The organism is Fulvimarina endophytica, from assembly GCF_003403015.1.
In the GTDB taxonomy this organism is placed as follows: Bacteria; Pseudomonadota; Alphaproteobacteria; order Rhizobiales; family Rhizobiaceae; genus Fulvimarina; species Fulvimarina endophytica.
In genome coordinates this window covers 112,909-132,678 of the sequence record NZ_QURL01000002.1, presented here as the reverse complement: position 1 = coordinate 132,678, position 19,770 = coordinate 112,909, and the positions used below count along the sequence as shown (strand labels likewise).

Sequence of the window (19,770 nt, the reverse complement as noted above, 5' to 3'; positions counted from 1 at the left end):
CAACTCACCAGTATCGGAGCGTGAAAATGGCTCATCAGCAGACCATCATGATCCCGCAGACCGAAGCCGATTTGTTGAACCTGATCGCGAAGCGGGTCACCGAGGCAATGACCTCCGTGATTCAGCTCGCCGAGACGCCCGAACAGGCTTTCGTCTTCGCCTCCATGGGGCACACCTCGGCCCTCGGATGCCTCGCCGGCGCATATGCCAACTTCGCCGGCTTGGACTTGAACGAGGTCGACCCGGTCGATGTCGCCGAAACCATCCTGCGGCTCGGGCGCGAGACAAAGGCCCGCAGCGCCCCATCGGCGGAGACATCAGATGGCCGATAACACCAAGATTGAATGGACCGACGCGACCTGGAACCCGATCACCGGCTGTTCCGTGGTCTCCCCCGGTTGCACCAACTGCTACGCCATGAAGCTCGCCGGCTCGCGGATGAAGAACCATCCGTCTCGCGCCGGCCTGACGCGCGAGAGCAAGGCCGGCCCGGTCTGGACCGGCGAGGTCCGCCTCAACGAGCAATGGCTCGACCAGCCGCTCCGGTGGTCCAAGCCGCGCATGATCTTCGTCTGCGCGCACGGCGACCTGTTCGCGGAGGGCGTGCCCGACGAGTGGATCGACCGCGTGTTCGCGGTGATGGCGCTCGCAGACCACCACAGGTTTCAGGTTCTTACGAAGCGCCCGGAGCGGATGCGAAAGTATCTGCTCAGTCCTGAGGTGAAATCGCGCATAGCGATGGCGATGGCGGTCTATTCATCCAGCGCCACTCTCGACGCCATCAGGCGTTGGTCGTCGCTTTGGGGCACGCGCACGGCAGAAGGTTGGCCGCTCCCCAACGTCTGGCTCGGCGTCTCGGTCGAGGACCAGACCCGCGCCGACGAGCGCATCCCGATCCTACTCGACACACCGGCGGCGCTCCGCTGGATCAGCGCCGAGCCGTTATTGGGGCCGCTAGATTTCTGCAAGACCAGCGCCGCCATGACATTCCCAAATCACCCCTGGCGCAATGGCCCCATCCTTCAGGGCATCGACTGGATCGTCGCCGGTGGCGAGAGCGGCCCCGGCGCCCGGCCGATGCACCCGGACTGGATCAGGTCTCTCCGCGACCAGTGCGAGGCGGCCGAGGTGCCGTTCCTGTTCAAGCAATGGGGGGAGTGGGTGCCGATCTGCGAAATGGAGGAAGAGGCGACCAATGCCTGTTACCGCAGCAACCGGATCGCGAAAGATCACGAAGATCAGGGAACGCTCGACGAGGTCTACGGCAGACGGCAGATCAAGCCTTCACATGTTCTGCATCGCGACGGCTCTCGACACGGCATTCTAGAACCGATGGCGTTCCAGGCGGGAACGGGCGCGATGACGATGTTCGCGATCGGCAAGAAGGCCGCTGGCCGAACGCTCGGCGGCGTCACGCATGACGGCTTCCCGGATGCGCGGCCATGAGCGGACGTAAATGGTGCCCAGACAATTGGCTCGACGAATTCATCCCCACGCTCTGTGACGATCCATCCGGCTTCATCGTCCCGACAGATGGCGGATGGCGCTTGCGACCGACGGATTGGGACGAAAGCCAAGAAGGGTGGGATCAACCGCTGGAGCCGGGGCAGATCGTCGACTTCTGCTACACGGAAGATCGAGGAACCGTCGTCGTCTCGTTCGAAGCGGACGGGTCATGGCGTGCGGTTACGCCGGTGCCATCTGCCTCTCACTTCTGGGTTTTCGAGCCGGACGGGCCGCTGGGAGATACGCTCGACGATCTGATGGATATGCTGAAATCGGACGGCTGGTTCGATGATGTCGGTCCGGGCGAGCATGAGATCGGCGCTTATTACTGGTCTCACGCCTTCTCTTTTCGGTTCGACGGCGCACGCTTTGTTCCGTGCCTGGAAGACACGCCAACGCAATGACCCGCCGTGCTCCAACGCCCCTTCCGCCGCCGACCATGGAAGAGCGAGCGGCCGCCGCCGAGGCCGCCCGCGCCATGCGCGCCGTGATCGCCGACCACTCGAAGCTCGGCGATCCGATGGTCGGGCACGTCGATCTTTCCCAGCCCAAACGCGCCTACTGGTTCAAGTCGTGGCGATCCATGCCCGGCCTGATGCTGATGAACGGCCGTTACAGCCACGCCTGCCTGCCCGGCTGGGAATACCGGCGGAGCGAAATCCTGTCCGAACTGATCCCTGATCTCGATGCACTCGCCGAACGCGGCGAACGCCCAACGGAGGCGACGTCCTGATGCCATATGCCGAAAAAACGAAGGTGCCGGTCGGTCAGACGAAGAGCGAGATCGAGCGCGAGGTGATGAAGCGGAATGGGTCCGCGTTCGGCGTGATGCAGGAGCGCGACCGCGCCATGGTCATCTTCGCGATCGGCGATCGGCGCATCCGCTTCATCCTGCATCTGCCGGCAGAGGCGTCCTATCAGGTGATCTGCTCGCGCTGGCGGGCTCTCGGCTTGGTCATCAAGGCGAAGCTCGAGTCCGTGGATGCTGGGATCGAGACGCTCGAAGACGCCTTCATGGCGCACATCGTCATGCCGGACGACAGCACGGTTTCCGAACACATCCGCCCCCGCATCGCCCAGGCTTACGCGACCGGCACAATGCCGGCCCTTCTCCCGCCGACGAAGGATTGAGCCGATGACCGATCGTTTGATCCCGTTCACCGGCTTAATGATGTCTGCTCTCCTCGACGGCCGGAAGACGCAGACGCGGCGGGTTTTGCGTCATCAGCCTGCCGAACCGTGCGATTTTGCGGGCTTCTATGAGGTTCCTGGAAGTGGGCTTTTGCAATGCCGGCTCCAAGGCGAAAGCACGCTTCTCTCGCAGGCAGTCGGTTACGCTACCGGCGATCGCCTCTGGGTGCGCGAGGCTTTCAGCGGCCCGCATGGATGCCGAAACCTCCCGCCGCGTGATTGGCCGGTCGGTTGTCCGATCTGGCGCTGGGCCGACGGCAACCCAACCGAAGGCGATTGGACGAAACCAAAGCCCCCCATGTTCATGCCCCGCTGGGTCTCGCGCCTGACCCTCGTTGTGACCGAGGTCCGCGTCGAGCATCTGCAGGACATCAGCGAGGACGATGCTCGGGCCGAGGGCATGGCCGTCACATGGTCCGGCAACATGGCCGAAGGGCCGTCGAAGTTTGCCGATGAGAACTTCGCGGAACTTTGGGACAGCCTCAATGCCAAGCGCGGCTACGGCTGGGACACGAACCCCTGGGTCGTCGCCATCACCTTCACCGTCCACCAGTCCAACATCGACGCCATGACCGAGCGCGAGGCCGCCTGATGTTCGCCGGCGGTCCTTTCGTCCTCATCCGCGACGGCGTCGAGATCGCGCGCCATCCGCACCGCATCACCTGCGTCATGGAAGCGATCGACCGCAAGCTTGCGGTCCGGAACCCGAACGGCACCGCCCTGGTCGAGGGCGTCGAGATCCGGCCCGTCCAAAGCACCCCGCAACAACACTGAAACGGAGCACACCCATGGGAATCACCTACAGGCCCGCCGTCCGCCAGGGCGAAAAGCTCATGATCGGCTTGGCCGGCCCCTCCGGAAGCGGAAAGACCTTCTCGGCGCTCAAGATCGCGACCGGTATCCAGGAAGTCGAAGGCGGCGAGATCTTCGTCATCGACACCGAGAACCGCCGCGCCGCCATGTATGCCGGCAAGTTTCGCTTCCAGCACGGCGAGATGCACGCCCCGTTCACGCCCGAGGCCTATTGCGAAGCCATCGAGGCGGCTGTGAAAGCCGGCGCGAAGAGCATCGTGATCGACTCCATGAGCCACGAGCACGAGGGCGAAGGCGGCATCCTCGAAATGCACGAGGCCGCGCTGATGAAAATGGCGGGCAACGATTTCGGCAAGCGCGAGAAGGTGAAGTTCACCGCCTGGATCGAGCCGAAGCGGCGTCACAACAAGTTCGTGAACCGGCTTCTCCAGATCAACGCCCACATCATCATGTGCTTCCGCGCGAAGGACAAGCTCAAGATGGTGAAGGTCCAGAAGGGCGACCGCGTTGTGAACGAGCCCGTCTCCGCCGGCTGGCAACCGATCGCCGCCGACCGTCTCGAATACGAGATGACGACGCTTCTCGTTCTCCCCCCGAACGCCAAGGGCAAACCCGACCTCTCGGCCGAAGCGACCAAGATCCCCGAGCCGATCCAGCCCATCATCAAGGAAGGCTGGCAGATCAGCGAAGGGCTCGGCGTCGAGCTCGCCAAGTGGGCGCGCGGCGACAACAGCAACGACAATGCGGCTCCCGGCCGCGTAACCAATCGGACGAACGGCGCGACCTCCTCCCAAGGCGCCGCGTCCGGTGACGGGTTTTCCCGCCCCTTGCGAGAAGATCCGGCCCACGGAGCCCCGCCGTCACCTCCTCCCGGCGGCGGGGCTTCGATCCTTCATCAGTTCAACACCGTTCTTCGGAGCGCCGCCGACCAGGATGAGATTGCCGCGCGCTTCGAGGGGTTCGAGGATTTCGGCAAGCTCGGCGAATACGAGCGGTCAATCGCCCGAAACGTCTACAAGCTGCATCTTCGCCGCGTGTCCGGCGATATGAGCATTGAAACGATGGACATCGCGGTTCGTGACGTCTTGGAAGAGGCTCCGGCATAAAGAGCCAAATGATGCCGGCACGCGTAAAACCGGTTGCTCGGTAAACTTCGATTGAAGCGGATACCGAACTTCGTCAGGGAATGTCCCCGTATTCGAATAACATTGCCGGCTCATCGAGAATGATAGAACTCGTACAATCGTGAGTAGGTTGTCAGCTTGAAAACTCCGTCACGTACACTGTGACACGGTATGTGTTGGATAAATGTTCCAAGTTGAAAATCGTTAATGAGGCGTGATCCCTAAGCCTGCCAAGCCGCACAGAACGGCTTGTAACAGCGAGAACGCGCGAAAACCGTCACTCTTCGTTTAAACGCACTGCCGCGCGCTCACGGCCTTCTTTGGCCGATTTTGAGCCACTCTGGTATTCAGGGCTTGCCGAAGCATTAACACTCAGGTACACGAATACTTGGATATGCCATCGGCGCCGCTCCACGCAGCTCTCCGTCATCCTCGAATTTGAGGAATACAGAAGCTTCGGCGGGTGATCTGTCGAAGGAGTGGCTAGGCTCATCCAGCCTTCGCAAGAAGGAGATGGCTATGCGCGTTGCATGTCCAATCTACCGCCCGGTGTCTGTAATAGACTACTGGCGGCTCCGGTTCGGCAAGTGGGAACATGTGGTCTCACATTGCCGTCGTTGGCCCCGTTCCTAGCGGGATCAACATAACCGAATAAGTGCCAACTTGGCCTCGCTTCGGCGAGGCCTTTTTTTATGCGCATCTAAGTGCGTAGGTCTTTCCTACGTTTCTTTCGTTTAAACGTAAAGGGGTTGACACCAAAAAGGCTTGACAAAGCCAATTGGAACGAAACGGGATCAGCCCATGTCCTGCGACCGTTGCGGCTAGCTCTCTAAAGGCGATCAAAGGCCTGAGAGCTTTTCCACAGGTTTGTCCGAACCCACTTCATCTGTCCAAGATAGACCGATTTCGGTAGGCGCTAGGAGGAAAGTCGGACATCGGTTGAAGTTACGGTCCGCTTCTTGAATTGGACAGTTGCGAGATCGGGATCAGGGACGGCTTTCAGAGCGCGCCTCCATCCTCGCGTCGATCCTCTCGAGAAGACCGACCACGTTCTTCAGCTGCGATTCCATCACCGCCATACGCGACGAGGATTCGCCCCCCACCTTTTCCAGCGTGCTGATCCTAGCGTCCGACCGGGCGATGTCCCGCTCGTTCATCTTCGATCGGCCGTCGATGCCGTTCACCCACGTCAAGCTCGATGCGGCCTGAACGAGGAAAACGATCAGGATCCCCGGCGCGAACCAGGCGCGCACGGTCTCCATGGTCTGGTTCATATCGTGTCTCCATCATCGATCGACGCCCCGAATGGAGCGCCGATCCTGGCCTCTTCAGGCGGTGAGCGGAAGCCGCGCGCGCAGACGCTCGGCGACGAGTTCCTTGAGAGCGGTTTCGGTCAGCCCCATCCGTTTCAGAAGGTCCGGGGACTTCTGGATCATCCGGTTCGCGACGGCCGCGACTTCGACGCTGTCGACGGTGATGGAGAGATGGGGCTGGATGCGGTCCACCGCCTTGTCCCCCAGCGTTTCGATGCCGCGCCGGATGCCCTCGTAGAGCATCAGGTTGTCGCCCTGCTGCATGATGGCGAGATCGATCCCGGTCTTCTTCTTCAGGACGGCAACGCCGTAGAGAATGATGCCGAGAAACAGCGATGCGATGGCCGGTGCGATGAGATCGATCGTGCCCTGCACGAGCGGCGTGAAGTCGATCTCCGCCGCATGGACAGGCAGCGCGGCGACGACAGGGAGGATGGCGATCGCCATCATGGATGCGAGAAAGCGCATGGTCGGTTTCCTTATGCTTCGTTGGTGAGGAGGGACGGCCATGGCGAAAGACGCGCCATAGCCTGATGGCTAGAGCCGAGCCGCCTGGACGTGCATCCAGTCGAAGTTCCGGGCGCGGCCGAGCGAGAGCCAGCCTTCGGCCTCCCACGCCTGCCAGAAGGGCAGCGCGTCAGCGTGCGACAGTCGCGCCTCGGGCCGCCCGGCGTTGAGCGGATTGCGCGCGTTGTCGAAGTCGATCGCGATGCCCCACGAATGCATCGAGTAGGCCGAGCCGCCTCGCATCCGGCGGACGTTCAAGGAGCCGGCGAAGAGATTGAGCCCGAGCTCGGCGCGCTCCTTCGCGCTGTAGAGCTGCGCCACGCGCTCGAGGACGCGCAGCGCGGACGGCGCGACCTTCTCGTGAAGCGACATGCGCCGAGCCCGCACGCCGCGATCGTAGGCGAGAACCATGTCGAAGGGGATTTCGATGAGCGTCTGGCGCGTTCCTATGGCGCCGAAGAACGCCGGCACATCCGCCTGCCGCGGCCAGGTCTGCGGGACGAGCTTGATCTTCTGAATTTCGGCTTCGGGCAGATCAGCCGGGCGAATGACGCCCGCCGGCAGCGCGCTCGCCGTGAGGCGCAGCGCCGCGACGACGCGCTCGTCTGCCGTGCCGTCGACAGGGAAGCCGCGAGAGCGCTCAAACGCCTTCAGGGCGGCGATCGTCACCGGACCGATGACGCCGTCGATCGCGCCGCACGGGAAGCCGTGCGCGGTCAGTCTGCTTTGCAGCCACTCTTCAAAGGACATGCTATGCTCCCTCACGCAAAAAACCCGCTGCGGCGGGATGCCGAGCGGGTGCGGAATGTTCAGACTGCTGTTGGGCTTGGAGTTGGACCACGCGACGATCGCCGCGATGGCGGCCGTCGTCCTTCTCTTCGGCCTCGTGGCGGGGCACCGCGTCCATTTCTGGCTCTGGTACGCATCGCCATGGGTCCGCCGGCATGTGCCGGCGGATTCGGGTGCATGGATCGGCCTGATTGCCGGATCCGCTGTTCTGCTACTGTGAGACCCGGCCGAGCTCTTCGCCGCGCTCGCCCAGCCGGTCGAGCTTTTCCATGATGTTCGCCATCGCGGCGTCGAAGGCGCTCTGACTGATCATGTTCCGCTCTCTCTGGCGGGCCAGTCTGCGGGCTTCGGTCCGCAGTTCATCCTGGATCTTTCGAAGGTCGTAGGCGCGCCAGGCGAGACCGGCCTCGACGTCCTGCGGTTTCAGCTTGATGCCGACGGACGAGGCAAGCGCTTCGCCGACACCGTAGGGCCGGCCCTGCGCATCCGTCGCGCCTCGCGCGGCGTTGCCGAGCTTCTCCCAATACCAAGAGCCGGGCACCCATGCCGCCGACGGCATCCACGCCTTCCATAGGTATTCGCCGTGCTTCGTCGCGATTTCGGCGCCTGTGTCGGTATCCCGATTGGCGATTTCCTCGCCGGTGAAAGCCTGTTTGTTGAAGGCCATTTCAAAGGCCATCTGGACCGGACCACCGAACTGGAGCGGAGCCGGGATCGGTAGAGCGCTCGAGCCTTGGTTCGTGTCGAAGACGTCGCCCGACGGTATCCATCGGCGAATGTCGAGGAAGACCGGATTGCCGTGTTCGTCGCGATACGGCATCCGAAGCATTCTCGGCACGCCCAGCCACGTCCAGCCTTGTTCCTGTTCGCGCAGGCTTGCGCGCTCCTTCTCCTCCTCGTCCTCGCCGTCCCAGGCGTAGGCGAGCGCGTTCACCGCGTAGGCGATGGCGAAATACTTCGCGAGCTTCCACGGCCGGGTGGCGATGGCCTTGGCGACGAGAGGGGTCGCCCGGTAGCTGTAGGAGATGAACGGCAGGACCGTGTTGCGGGCCGCGTTCACCCACGGCGCCCGGATGTCGTAGTCGAGGAACTGCTGACGGGCGTGATCCGCCGCCGCCTTCGGGCTGTCGCCCAGCTCGCGCCGGCGCATGTACGTCGCCATGCGGAAAACCTCGTCCTCGATCCGGTAGGCGTCGATCATCTTGCGATCGGCCGTCTTGAGCGCGGTCGCGACACGATCGGCCAGCTTGCCGAGGAGGCCAGCCCGGGCGAGGAACGAGTTCTCCGCGCCGCCCTGCTGCTGCTTCACCAGGTCGTCGAGGATCGGCTGAAGGATCGTCGTCCGGATTTCCTGGCTCATCATGTCGCCGCCGAACGCGCCGTTCTCCATGGCCTCGCGGAAGTTCCTGTCCCCCTTCGCATAGGACCGGATGCCGGACGCGAGATCCTGAAAGCGGACGTCGCCGAAGTCCATGAACATCAGGTTGGACATCACGTTGTTCATGTGAACGACCGGCGAGCGGGCCGTCTTGTTCAGCTTCCACTGTGTCAGGAGCATCCGCCACGTGCCCGGCCGGTTCATGACGTCGATCTCGTTGAGGTCGCGCCAGATTTCGGCACGCACGAACATGCCCGACAGCGCGCCCCACCGGCGCTTTCCGCCGGAGTTGGGGATTGCGGTATCGGGGACGCGGACCCACTGGAGTTCGGTGTCGATCGCGAGGCGGCTCACGTCGCCCGCGTTCTTCCACTTGCCGGCGGGCTCGTCGATCCTCGCCCATTCCTCGTTCTTGGCGATGTCCTGATAGAACCGGCCGGTTGCCAGGTCGTGCGCCATCATCATGTACGTCTTGCCGATGGTGTAGCGGGCGTCGAGGATCTCGCCCATCTTGCCGCGCTCGGCCTTCGTATAGTCGCGCCAGAGGACGAACCGGCCGTTCTGCCGGCCCCGAACCTCCCAAGTTCCGCGATCCTGGAAGCCCGCGAACGTCTCGGGGATCTTGCGATCGGCCGGCCAGTAGGCGCGCTCGAGCGTCTTGCCCTTGCCGCCCATCATGTCGTCCTGCACGCGGTCGAGGATGCGAACCTTCTCGCCCTTCTGCGGAACGCCGCGCCGGGCCTCGGACCATTCGGGATCGCTCTTCACCAGCTTCTCGAGCGGGACCTCGAAGAACATGCCGCGTCCCTTGAACTGGTCGCCGATGATCTTCTTCCGGTTGTTCCCCATGATCTTCGAGGCCATGCGGGCAAGGCCGTTCTGTTCGCTCTCGTGCTTGAGATAGACGCGGTGCAGATAGGCGCCGCGATTGCGCTCGAAGCTCTCGGCGGACAGGAGCCCAAGGTTGACCGCCTCCTGCCCGAGATCGTCGATCGCCACGCGGATCGGCTCGGCGAGCTTCTCCATCGCGGCGTCGTTCACCGGCTCGCCGCTCAAGATCGCCTGAAGGACTTTCGCCTCCTCGATACCGACCTTCTGTTCGGAGAGGGACTTGAGGACTTCGGTGCCCTGCATCATCACGCGGCGCTCGTCCTGCGCCCGATCGCGGTCCCGCTCGACATAGGCGGGATCGAGCCCGTAGCGATCGATCAGGCCGGCGCGGGCCGTCTCAAGCGCGCCGTCCATCCAGGCGAACCGGCCTTCGGGGTGCGGCCGCCACTTGGTGATCGCGTATTCGAGCGCACTGAACGCCTTCTCGCCCATCGCAAGTCGGCGATCCTTGGTGAGGCCCCCGGGGAGATACTGGAACGGGGCCGCGATGGCGCGGTCGATCGGCTGGCCTTTGGCGAGGAAGGATTGCGTTCGGCGCTGCGGTTCCAGATCGCGCCCTGCGAGATCGGGAGCGATGTCGAACTGTGCGCCGCCCATTTCCGAAAAGGCGTCGGAGCCGGACGCCATGCGGGCGTCTCGATCCTTCATTTTGCCGGAACGCGCCGTGTCGAACACGTCCTCGAACGTCTGATATCCGAGACCGCGCAGATAGTTTCGGGTGCGCTTCACCGCCTTGAGGATGCGATCCCAGGCCGTCCGAATGCGTCCCTTGATCCGGATCGGCGCTGGCCCGCCGGCATCCATGCGGTCGGCATAGATCGCAAAGGCCTCTGCCTCGACCTCGATCTGGCTCATTCGCAAGGCCTGCGCCTCGCGTCCGGGCGTTTTCGCGACGATCGCGCGAAGCGTCTCGGTCTCGTTCGCCAGAAGTGCCTTCTCCTGATCGCTCAGGAACAATCTCTGAAGGCGATGGAAGCTTTCATGATACGCCGTGCTGCGACCGTCGCCGGGGTTGTTGAGAGCGATCCCGATCATGTCTCCCACGGGCTGGTAGAATCCGCCGACGGCAACGGTCTCTCCATCCCTGCCGGCTCGTCCCCAGGCCTTGAGCCCTGGGTTGTTGATCGGAACGTCGATCCGTTCGTAGAACTTCGCCATCGACAGGCCGGAGACCTGGCGGACGATTTCGAGGATCGCCTGCTGTTCGTCTTCCGACAACCGCGGCTCGGCAGCGGCGTCGATGGAGCTCCATCCTTCGAACGCGGTGAACTGTGCGCCATCCGTTTCCGCTTTCGGCGCCGGCTTCGCCTTCGGCCTCAGTTTTGCGATGAGCGCGTTGTGCTTCTCGCGGGTCTCCTCGAACTCCTTCTCCTTCGGCCATTGCGTGACGCCGCGCGCTTCGAGCTTCGCGATGTCCTCGGCCTTCTCCGTCGCCAGGCGCTCGCTCGCGATGGCGTTCTCTTCGGATGCGCGGATCCTGTTGCGCAGCTTCATGATGACGCCGATCGCCGAGTCCTCGGCAGAGAACGGTGCTTCATGCGGAACGGCAGTCTCGACGGAGACGAACGGGATGCCGTTATCGGCGACGTCGAACCGGAGCTTGACGCCATAGAGCGTGCCGATCTCACCCTTCGTCGCGCCGGCTTCGGTCTTCTTCTTGACCAGGTTGCCGAGCGCCTCGGCCGCCTCGTTCGTCTTGTCGAAGGACGTCTTGCCGATCGTCGCACGGAACTCGTCCGTCTTGATCTTGGCGTCCTGACGATAAAGCGGCGCCTCTCGCTTCGCGCGGGCGAGCTGGCGCCTCATCATGTCGAGCGTGTCGGCGGTCCGTGTGATCTCGCGCATATGCTCGCGGCGCTGGTTTTCCAGCGTGCGAAGAGTCTTGCGCAGGCTCATTTCAGCGAGAATGTCGGGATTGCCGGATGCGGCGGCCTTCATCTCGGCCGCGTTAGCCGCTTCGCCGCCGACGTCCTCGATCTCGCGACCGCCCGCGCCTTTGCGGACCTGTTCGATGAACCGGGCCTTGGCCTCGATCGTCTGCCACATGCGGGCGTCGAGCGTCCGTTCGGTGGCATAGCGGTTGATCTCGATCTCGAAGCCGTCCGGATCGGCGGCATAGAGCTCGTTGCCCTGCCGGATGATCCGGCCTTCGCGCTGCTCCAGATCGGACGGACGCCACGGCGCGTCCATGTGGTGAAGGCCGACCAGGCGGTTCTGGACGTTCATGCCGGCGCCCATCTTCTGGGTCGAACCGAACAGCACACGGATGCGGCCCGAACGGACCTTACCGAAAAGCTCGTCCTTCTGAAGCTCCGTGTTCGCGTCGTGGATGAACGCGATTTCCGCTTCCGGAATGCCGCGCCGGATCAGCTTGGCCTTGAGATCGTCATAGACGGAGAAGTCGCCGGACAGGGCGTCGATCTCGTCCGGCGAGAGCTTGTCGAGTTCAGCCTGTGCCGCCTCGGCCTTGTCCGCATCCTTGCCTTCGGCGGCGTCGATCAGATCCCGGATGCGCGCGGCCTCACGGCCCTTTGCGGCCTTCGGCGTCGAAAGGTCGATGAACACGAGCTGTGTGCCGCGATCGGCGTTCCACTGGTCGTAGAGGGCACGGATGCGGTCGGCCGCATTGTTGATCTTCGACTTCGGATTGTCGCCGTAGTCGGGATCGATCAAGCGCATGTCGAGCGCGGCCTTGCGCGCATCGCCCATGATCTTGAGCATGTTGTCCGCGCCCTTCTCGGGACGCTTCGGCATGTTCTCCGAACGCCAGACGAGCGAGCCTTCCAGATAGTTCTCCGTCTCGTTCCCGTCCGCATCCTTGAGCGGGATGCCGATATAAGCCGCCTGGTCGTCGCTGCGCGGGACGATGATGTTCTGCGGCTTCCCGCCCTTGATCTTCGGGATCGGAAGCTTTTTGCCGAGCTTCGCGAGCTGCCGGTTGATGTCGTCGCGGTTGATGACGTCCGCGAACGTCAGGTAACGCTGCATCAGCTCGGGCATGTTCACGAACTTCGCGAACCGCGAGGTCAGCTTGTATTTGCCGGACGGGCTGATCTCCCAATCCTGGACGACTTCGCCGAACTGGCGCGCCCAGGCGTCGAAGTGGATCACGCCGCGCGAGCGCATGTCGTCATAGTCGAGGTAGCGGCCGACGGTATACATCTCGGCCATGGTGTTCGAGATCGGCGTGCCGGTCGCGTGGACCACGTTACGCTGGCCGTTCCGACGCAGGATGAACTGCGTCTTCATGAACATATCCATGGCCTTCTGGGAGCCGGTCGGGTTGCCGAGCCCCATCACGCCGCGCTGCTTCGTCACGAAAGCGAGGTTCTTGAACTCGTGCGCCTCGTCCACAAACAGGGCATCGACGCCAAGTTCGCCGAACGTCAGATTGTCGTCCTTCGCGCCGCTTTCGGCGAGACGCTTCAACCGCTCTTTCAGGCTCTCGCGCTGCTTCTCGGCCTGCTTCACCGTGCGATCGTCGCCGGCCCCTTCCTTGGAGGCGCGTTTCATCTCGACGATCGCGTCCTCGATGTCGGTCAGTTGCTCGTCGAGGATCTCCTTCTGGAAATCATGGTCGAGCTCCACCTTGCCGAATGAAGAATGGGCGACGATCACTGCGTCCCAATCGCCGGTCGAAATGCGCGCGAAGAGGCGCTTACGGTTCTGCTTCTCGAAGTCCTTCTTCGTCGCGGCCAGGATCCGTGCGCCCGGATAGAGCTTCACGAAATCCTCGGCCCACTGGCCGACGAGATGGTTCGGGACGACGAGCATGGGCTTGCGCGCGAAGCCGGTGCGGCGAAGCTCCATCGCGCCGGCAACCATCGTGAAGGTCTTGCCGGCGCCGACGACGTGATCGAGGAGGGTCGTTCCGCCCTGCACGATCCGCCAGACCGCGTTTTTCTGCGAAGGGCGAAGCTCGACGATGTCGTCGCCGACCTTGCCGGGGAACGTCAGGTGCGAGCCGTCGTATTCGCGGGCGATCGTCGTGTTGAACCGCTCGTTGTAGATCGCGGCCATGTCGCGCCGGCGAGCGTCGTCGGTCCACACCCAGCGCCGCCATTCGTCGGCGATCTTCTTGGACTTCTCCGTCGCGGCTTCGGACGCTGCCTGGTTGAGGATGCGGCTCTTGTCCGCCATCACGTCGTAGATCTGGACGCCGCGCTGCTCGAGCGCCGCACGGATCGTCGCGCCGATGTCGGCCCGGTCGGTCGCATACTCGACGTTCGCCGAGTCCTTCACTTGGCCGAGCGTGACGTTCCACTGGCCGGTGACGGGCGAATACGACGCCTTGCCGCCGCCCGCGCCGGTGATGTGGTCGATGAAATCAGCCATGTATTGCGGCGGCACCCAATGGGCGCCCGGCTTCACGTCGATGTCCGCGGCTTCGATATCCGCCGGCTGGACGGCTTCGAGGGCCTCGACGTTGCCCGCCATGTCGCGGTTCGTCTTCGCCGCCTCGCGGGCCTGGGCGAGCTTCGCCTTCACGTTGCCCGACAGGTATTCCTCGCGGGTGACGATATCGCCTGACGGCGTCTTGAACAGCAGGCCGGAAAGCTCGTCGAACAGCGACGTTTCCGAGCGGTCCGTCATGCGGGACATCATGTCGAGATCGACACGGCCGGCGACGGACAGGGATGCGGTGAGAGCGTCCTTTGCGTTCGCGGCCTTGGTCGGAGCCTTGTAAGGCGACTGCGTCCGCTTGGTGAAGATCGCGGCCTTCTCCGCGCTCGGCGCGCGGGGCGTCTCCCCGGTCTTCTTGGCGATCGCCGCCGAGATGCCCTTGTCGAACCGATCCTCGAGCGCGGCGAGCTGGGGCCAGGTCGGGTCCTCGCCGAAGATGCGGCGGTTCGCATCCGTCGAGATCGGCCCATTCGCCTTCACGAACGCATCGTAGGCGGTGTTGAGGTCCTGACGCGCGGCATCGATCTGGCGATCGGTGGCGTTCGGGTCGAGCTGGAGCGCACGGAGTTCGGTCAGCACGTCGCGAACCTCGATCATGCCCTTGGCTCGATCGAGACCCTTGCCGGTCAGTCCGGAAGGCTCCGCGTTCTGCTTCGTGCCGAAGTCCTCGCCGCGCACCATGACGTTGCCATCGCCGTCGAGGAACATCGATCCGACCTTCACGGTCTTATCGACCTGGGCGGCATTCGATCGCTCGACGATCTGGTTCGTCCAGTCGCCCATGACGTCGCGCGGGAGCTTGGCGATCGCCGCATTCAGATCGGCCGTGAGATCCTGCCCCTCGCGGGCGACCAGCGCGGTTGCGCCGGCCCGGTACATCGTGCCGTAGCTGCCGAAGTCGCCGAGCATCATGTCGGGGTTGCGGACGAAATACTCGTTGAGGGGAATGTCCTCGCCGCCGTTCGGATCGGTGACATACTGCGTCCCGGTCCATGTCTGGCCGGTCGGGGCTTCGCCGTCCTTCAGCTTGCGCAGGAAGATGATGTCGGTCGTGACGTCGGTGCCGGCGTTCTTCGAGAAGGCGTTGTTCGGCAGGCGGATCGCGCCGAGAAACTCCGTCTTCGACGCGATGTAGTTCCGCGCCTTGTCCTTCACGACCGCGTCGAGGAACGAGTTGGAGACCACCATGCCGAGGACACCGTCCTGACGCAGGAGGTCGACCGACTTGGCGAAGAACATATTGTGGATGGAGAAGTTGTTCAGATGCGGCCGCTTCGGGTCGAACAGCTTCTGGGAGCCGAAGGGCGGATTGCCGATCACGGCATCGAAATAGCCGTCGGGCGCGGTGAAATCCTGGAAGCCCTGATGATGAATGTCGGAGGCGCCGTAGAGCGCCTTGGCAATGGCGGCGGTAATGTTGTCGTACTCGACGCCGGTGAACCGCGCCTTCACGTCGGCCGGGCGAAGCCCGAGGAAGTTGCCGACGCCGACGGACGGTTCGAGGACGCGGCCGTTCTTGAAGCCGAACCGCTCCATCGCCTTCCAAACACCGGCCACGACCTGCGGGCTGGTGTAGTGCGCGTCCTGGGTAGAGCGCCGCGCTGCCGCAAGCTCTTCCTTGGAGAGCGCCTTTTCGAGCTTCTTCGCTCGGCTCTCCCATCCTTCGGCATAGGTGCCGTCTGGACGCTTGAAGGCCTGCGGGATGCCGCCCCAGCCGACATAGCGCGCCAGAAGGCGCTTCTCGGCTTCGGTCGGCGTCATGCCCTGGAGGTCTTCGAGAATATGGATAGCTTCGAGGTTGTTGTCGAACTTGGTCTTCTGACCGCCCGCGCCGATCTCGTCAGGCTCGGTTATGCGGAAGTCGCTTCGTCCTCGTCCTCGTCCGGTATCGCGATCTGTCCGCCGATCGCCGTCGCGAACAGTTGGTGTTCCGGCTTCTCGTCCGGTGTCGGCTCCGGTGTCGGGAGAAGGATCTCCATCGCGAACTCCTTCGCTTCGTCCTCCCTCATCCCCTGCGACCGGGCCTCGTCCATCGCTCGGCGCGCTTCGGCCACCTTCTGATCCAGCCAGATCGCCACTCGGCCCTTCTCGGCCAGTTGGGCGTGCAGCTTCGGCAGATTGTCCCTCAGGTGCGTCTTGGCGATTGCCCGCCATTTCGTTTCGTTCATCTGTGCGGGCTCCCTCTGTCTGCGGCGGGTTCTTCTCACCCTTTTCGATACGCTTGACGAGAGCATCGAAAAGATCATAGGCCTCATCCGAAATGGCTTCGGTCGTGTTGAAAGCCTTTGATCCGTCGGTGCCGTAGCGGTTGATGTCGAACGGATTTCGACGATCAAGAACACGGTCGATGTAGGACGAGTCGCCGTCATAGGCGCTTCCCAACAGGCGTTCGATCTTCTGCGCGGTCCTCTTGATAGAACGGCCCCAGGTGGGATCGTCGTAGAATTCCTCGAGCGTCTTCAGCCACTCGCGAACCATACCAGTCTCTTCGTCTGTGACGAAGGATTTCGAGGCGCTATCGGCAGGCGCGGCATCTGCCTTCGCGGGCTTGGGCTGGGCAGCTTCCGGCTCGGGGTCGGTCTGCACTTCTTCTGCACGAACTGGTGCAATTTCTGCACCAGTTGCCGGATCGGCCGGTTTTTCGGTTTCGGTTGCCTCGGGGACCGTCGGTGTTTCCGGCTGGGCGTCTGTTTTGGTTTCAGGTTTGGTCGCGCGCGCCAAATCGACCAAATCGGTCTGATCTTTCGACGAGCCGAACATGCCGATGTCCATGTCGGCCTGCGGCTTCGTTGACCGTTTCCCCTCGCTCGCGCGGCGCTGGAGAAGGTCTTGGTCGCGGACTTTCTCCGCGCCGGGGATTACGAGCTGAGGTTTGCCGTCGGCTCCGACTTCCTCATCCGGCGATCGGCTGCCAGCCTGGCGCTCGCCGCCGCCGCTTTCCTCGCCCGCTCCAAGGCTTCCGCCCTCTGCGGGTGCTGCTGGGCGAGCGTCTTCAACGCGCGGCTCGCCTGACCCCATTGCTTCGGTGTCAGCTTCCCACGGGAGTCGCCCGTCGCCCGGGGCGTCGTTTCCGAAGAATGGGATGCCGATGCTGGCGTCGACGTATTGGGCTTCATCAGGAGTAAGCTCCGTATCGAGAAGGCGTTCTGACGCTGCGATCACCGCGTCTTCGTGGTTCGCTCCACGATCGACGAAAGACATCGCAAGATCGAAGAATTCCGGATCGGTGGGAAATCCGTAGACGTCGATCAACCGTGCTATTTCTGTAGCGGAATCCGCGACAACGGGCGAACGGTTTCTTTCGGCCTTCGGCTCGAACTCCTGCTCGGCACCGAATGCCTGCTCCTCTGGCTGCACCGCTGCAATCTCGTCGGGCGTGCGGAGAGGATCGCCGGCCATCTCGCGCCGAAGGCCCTCGATGATCGCTTCCTCGCGGACGTATCCGTTGCCGTCGTCGGGACCATCATGGAACAACGGGTTCTCGGCCCAGACGAAATTGTCGGCCGCGCCGCGTCCGCCCTTGCGGAACAGGCCGGGCGCGGTTCGCGAGTTGATGCCCATGGCGCGCAGGTTGCCGGCGAGTGGCGAAGTCGGATCGATCCCGCCAGCCTGCTTCAGCATCGTCGTGACAGGCTTCTTCGGAAGCGAGGGCTGACGTGCCGGCGCGGCCGCGAACGCCTTGCCGGTCTTCCCGCTTTTCAGCCAATTCTTCAGCCCGTCGACCGTGGTTTCGGTGACTGCCTGCACGCGATCGAGCGCGCGACCATCCGAGAACGCGCCCTCATAGATCTGCGCCACGTCCTGCTCGCTGGTGACGCCGACGAAAACCTTGACCTCGTCGAACTTGCCAGTGTCGGCGTCCTTCTGGTCGACCACGAACACACGATCGGATGACGGATCCTCGCCGACATAGACGTCGACCGGGTCTCCATCGGCACCCTTCGTGCCTTTGAAATCCCCGTAATGGGCCGGCATGGTGACTTCCCATGCGGAGCCATCGCGCCCGACGCCGCGACGAGTGCCGCCCTTCGGCGTCTCGATCGCGATGTCCATGCCCTTCCAGCGGACATGCCCCTTCGCGTAATTGCCCGCCTCGGCCTGTGCCGGCGTCGGGTCCGCGATGCGCGGCGCGACGGTGTCGATATCCTGCGGGGCGGTGATCTCAAGCGGCGCTTTGCGCGAGCCGTCGCCCTTCGGCGTCAGTCCAGTCGACAGGGCTTCAGCGGGCAGGATGGGTTCGGCGGGGCGATAAGGCTTTCCGCTAACGACTGCATCTCTCTGCGCAAGAATCTCTTCGGTGTCGCGATACGGAATTGTGACTGAGCCGGACTCTCCACTAACGGTCACACCATAGGAGCGAAGCCGGGATATTTCGTCGGGGGTTAGAGAGATGATCGCACTGCCGTCGTTCGTGCGCGGCGCATCAATCAGAAGGCTTGAAAATTCACCAAGATCGTCGTTGCCAAGGATCTCAACTGGCGACGGTGTTGCGGGCCCGCCGATCGTGGCATCTTGGATCTCGCTATCGAACGACTGATCGGCCGCAAGCTCGCGGCCGAACGCCTGGTCGAAATCGGCATTGAACGCGGTCTCGCGTTTCGCCGCGGCCTGCACGTCGGTCGCGACCTCTCGATCGAGTGCGCGTTCGAAGCGGGAGTCGAAGGACTGATTGTCGTTCGTGACGGGAGGCAACCGGCCGGGTTCGCCGGGGGTGCGCCCATCGAGGATCGCCTTGCCGTCGTCGATCAGATCGTTCGAGATCGGCGAGGCGCGATCGTCAGCCGTCAGACGCGGGCTATCCAGCCGCTCGCGATCGACGGGAACGGGAACGACCGTCGGCTCGGGAGCCGGCGCCGAGATCTCGTCCTCAACCGGATCGAGAATGGATTCGGCCGGTGCCGCGCCGTCGGGGAGGAGATCGTCGAACCCGGATTGCGACGGGGACTTGCCGGCGATGCGCTCGCCAGCAGCGACACCACCGCCGACCACGCCGCCGAAGATACCGCCCGCGACAGCACCGGTCGCCATCCGCTTGCCGGCCTCGGCAAGGGACATAGGCGTCTTCGTGCCGGCCGTCTCGCCGGTATATTCGATGCCTTCCTGACCGGCTTCTGTCACGGCTTCTTTTGTGCCGGCCTTCGCGGCGCGGGACGCAATCCCGCCGACCGCATCGTCAAGGCCGAACACCCCTTTCGCGCCGATCCGCTCGAACAGGGCGGAGGCGACCGCCGCCGGCATCGCAGTCACGAGATCGCCGAACGTGACGTCCTCGGGCTTGCGCTCGTCGTTCGTCGCGCGGGCTTCACCGATCTCGTTCGTGCGCCCCATCACATAGGCGGGCAGATTGATGATGGCCGCCGCCATATCGGGGAGAGACGCGAGGCCCTGTTCGATGGCGAAGGGAACGGCGCGCTTGAGCGGCGCCTCCCACAGCTCGTCCATGGTCATCTGGCCGGTGTCGCCCTTCGGCGAGAAGTCCCGGAGCCAGCCGCCGACGGCATCGGTCGCCTTCTTCAGCGGCGTATCGGCTGCGATCTCTTCTTCGGTGAGGCCGGTCGGGAAGCGACGTTCGAGCGCATCGCCCCCGCCTTCGATCAGTCGGCCCGCGCCCTCGACGATGTTTCCGGCCAGTTCTGGAACGCGATAGGCGCCCGCCGTCAGGCCGGTGACGACGGAATTGCCGAGCGTCGAAGCACCGTCGTAGAGCCATGAGCCCCAGCCCTGTTCTTCACCTTCGGGCTCGGATGCAGGCTTGGATGCCGGGATCAGATCAGAGAACGCACCGCCTGCCGCAGACTTCGGCGAGGAGGAAGAAGGACGGGCGTTCGGGATCAGGTCGTCGAAGGCTCCCATG

Annotated in this window: 13 protein-coding genes; 9 read left to right on the top strand and 4 right to left on the bottom strand. The window is 63.6% G+C overall.

Features of this window, described 5'->3' with window-relative positions; all coding sequences use genetic code 11:
• The first annotated feature begins 26 nt into the window (after nucleotides 1–26).
• From DYI37_RS04010 to DYI37_RS03975, 8 genes are all read left to right on the top strand, one after another.
• Entirely contained in the window at nucleotides 27–332 is a 306-nt protein-coding gene (locus DYI37_RS04010; protein WP_116681936.1) for a hypothetical protein, read from the top strand.
• Nucleotides 322–1,446, top strand: a complete 1,125-nt coding sequence (locus tag DYI37_RS04005) for a phage Gp37/Gp68 family protein (RefSeq protein WP_116681935.1) — start codon at nucleotides 322–324, stop codon at nucleotides 1,444–1,446. The genes DYI37_RS04010 and DYI37_RS04005 overlap by 11 nt, the downstream gene beginning before the upstream one ends.
• Nucleotides 1,443–1,910, top strand: coding sequence for a hypothetical protein (locus DYI37_RS04000; RefSeq protein ID WP_116681934.1), 468 nt, complete (start codon nucleotides 1,443–1,445; stop codon nucleotides 1,908–1,910). The genes DYI37_RS04005 and DYI37_RS04000 overlap by 4 nt, the downstream gene beginning before the upstream one ends.
• Before the next feature lie 74 nt (nucleotides 1,911–1,984).
• Nucleotides 1,985–2,239, top strand: a complete 255-nt coding sequence (locus tag DYI37_RS03995; protein WP_147307876.1) for a hypothetical protein — start codon at nucleotides 1,985–1,987, stop codon at nucleotides 2,237–2,239.
• The gene (locus DYI37_RS03990; protein ID WP_199520077.1) at nucleotides 2,239–2,637 is read left to right on the top strand and encodes a hypothetical protein; all 399 of its coding nucleotides are present in this window, start codon (nucleotides 2,239–2,241) and stop codon (nucleotides 2,635–2,637) included. The genes DYI37_RS03995 and DYI37_RS03990 overlap by 1 nt, the downstream gene beginning before the upstream one ends.
• A gap of 4 nt (nucleotides 2,638–2,641) precedes the next feature.
• Nucleotides 2,642–3,289: an ASCH domain-containing protein gene (locus tag DYI37_RS19750; protein WP_147307875.1), complete on the top strand. Its 648-nt coding sequence runs from the start codon at nucleotides 2,642–2,644 to the stop codon at nucleotides 3,287–3,289.
• A complete protein-coding gene (locus DYI37_RS03980) occupies nucleotides 3,289–3,471 on the top strand; it encodes a hypothetical protein (RefSeq protein WP_116681930.1) in 183 nt (60 codons plus the stop codon). Before DYI37_RS19750 ends, DYI37_RS03980 begins: the two co-directional genes overlap by 1 nt.
• A 14-nt stretch (nucleotides 3,472–3,485) precedes the next feature.
• Nucleotides 3,486–4,616, top strand: coding sequence for an AAA family ATPase (locus tag DYI37_RS03975; RefSeq protein ID WP_116681929.1), 1,131 nt, complete (start codon nucleotides 3,486–3,488; stop codon nucleotides 4,614–4,616).
• A gap of 1,004 nt (nucleotides 4,617–5,620) precedes the next feature.
• Here the strand turns inward: DYI37_RS03975 and DYI37_RS03970 are convergent.
• The 3 genes from DYI37_RS03970 to DYI37_RS03960 form a co-directional block, all read right to left on the bottom strand.
• Entirely contained in the window at nucleotides 5,621–5,908 is a 288-nt protein-coding gene (locus DYI37_RS03970) for a hypothetical protein (RefSeq protein WP_116681928.1), read from the bottom strand.
• Nucleotides 5,909–5,962: 54 nt separating this feature from the next.
• On the bottom strand, nucleotides 5,963–6,415 hold the full coding sequence (locus tag DYI37_RS03965) for a hypothetical protein (protein WP_116681927.1): 453 nt from the start codon (nucleotides 6,413–6,415) through the stop codon (nucleotides 5,963–5,965).
• Between the two features lie 69 nt (nucleotides 6,416–6,484).
• Nucleotides 6,485–7,204: a peptidoglycan-binding protein gene (locus DYI37_RS03960; RefSeq protein WP_116681926.1), complete on the bottom strand. Its 720-nt coding sequence runs from the start codon at nucleotides 7,202–7,204 to the stop codon at nucleotides 6,485–6,487.
• Between the two features lie 55 nt (nucleotides 7,205–7,259).
• Between DYI37_RS03960 and DYI37_RS03955 the strand changes: the two genes are divergently transcribed.
• Nucleotides 7,260–7,463: a hypothetical protein gene (locus DYI37_RS03955; RefSeq protein ID WP_116681925.1), complete on the top strand. Its 204-nt coding sequence runs from the start codon at nucleotides 7,260–7,262 to the stop codon at nucleotides 7,461–7,463.
• Here the strand turns inward: DYI37_RS03955 and DYI37_RS03950 are convergent.
• A complete protein-coding gene (locus DYI37_RS03950; protein WP_158555076.1) occupies nucleotides 7,455–19,769 on the bottom strand; it encodes an Eco57I restriction-modification methylase domain-containing protein in 12,315 nt (4,104 codons plus the stop codon). The two genes, DYI37_RS03955 and DYI37_RS03950, sit on opposite strands and share 9 nt — an antisense overlap.
• Nucleotide 19,770 lies beyond the last annotated feature (1 nt).

Bases quoted from the DNA above. Each gene is read 5' to 3' on its own strand.
- DYI37_RS03960 (WP_116681926.1), bottom strand. From the start codon at position 7,204: ATGTCCTTTGAAGAGTGGCTGCAAAGCAGACTGACCGCGCACGGCTTC.
- DYI37_RS03980 (WP_116681930.1), top strand. From the start codon at position 3,289: ATGTTCGCCGGCGGTCCTTTCGTCCTCATCCGCGACGGCGTCGAGATC.
- DYI37_RS03970 (WP_116681928.1), bottom strand. From the start codon at position 5,908: ATGAACCAGACCATGGAGACCGTGCGCGCCTGGTTCGCGCCGGGGATC.
- DYI37_RS03955 (WP_116681925.1), top strand. From the start codon at position 7,260: ATGTTCAGACTGCTGTTGGGCTTGGAGTTGGACCACGCGACGATCGCC.
- DYI37_RS03995 (WP_147307876.1), top strand. From the start codon at position 1,985: ATGCGCGCCGTGATCGCCGACCACTCGAAGCTCGGCGATCCGATGGTC.
- DYI37_RS03950 (WP_158555076.1), bottom strand. From the start codon at position 19,769: ATGGGAGCCTTCGACGACCTGATCCCGAACGCCCGTCCTTCTTCCTCC.
- DYI37_RS04000 (WP_116681934.1), top strand. From the start codon at position 1,443: ATGAGCGGACGTAAATGGTGCCCAGACAATTGGCTCGACGAATTCATC.
- DYI37_RS04005 (WP_116681935.1), top strand. From the start codon at position 322: ATGGCCGATAACACCAAGATTGAATGGACCGACGCGACCTGGAACCCG.
- DYI37_RS03990 (WP_199520077.1), top strand. From the start codon at position 2,239: ATGCCATATGCCGAAAAAACGAAGGTGCCGGTCGGTCAGACGAAGAGC.
- DYI37_RS03965 (WP_116681927.1), bottom strand. From the start codon at position 6,415: ATGCGCTTTCTCGCATCCATGATGGCGATCGCCATCCTCCCTGTCGTC.
- DYI37_RS04010 (WP_116681936.1), top strand. From the start codon at position 27: ATGGCTCATCAGCAGACCATCATGATCCCGCAGACCGAAGCCGATTTG.
- DYI37_RS19750 (WP_147307875.1), top strand. From the start codon at position 2,642: ATGACCGATCGTTTGATCCCGTTCACCGGCTTAATGATGTCTGCTCTC.
- DYI37_RS03975 (WP_116681929.1), top strand. From the start codon at position 3,486: ATGGGAATCACCTACAGGCCCGCCGTCCGCCAGGGCGAAAAGCTCATG.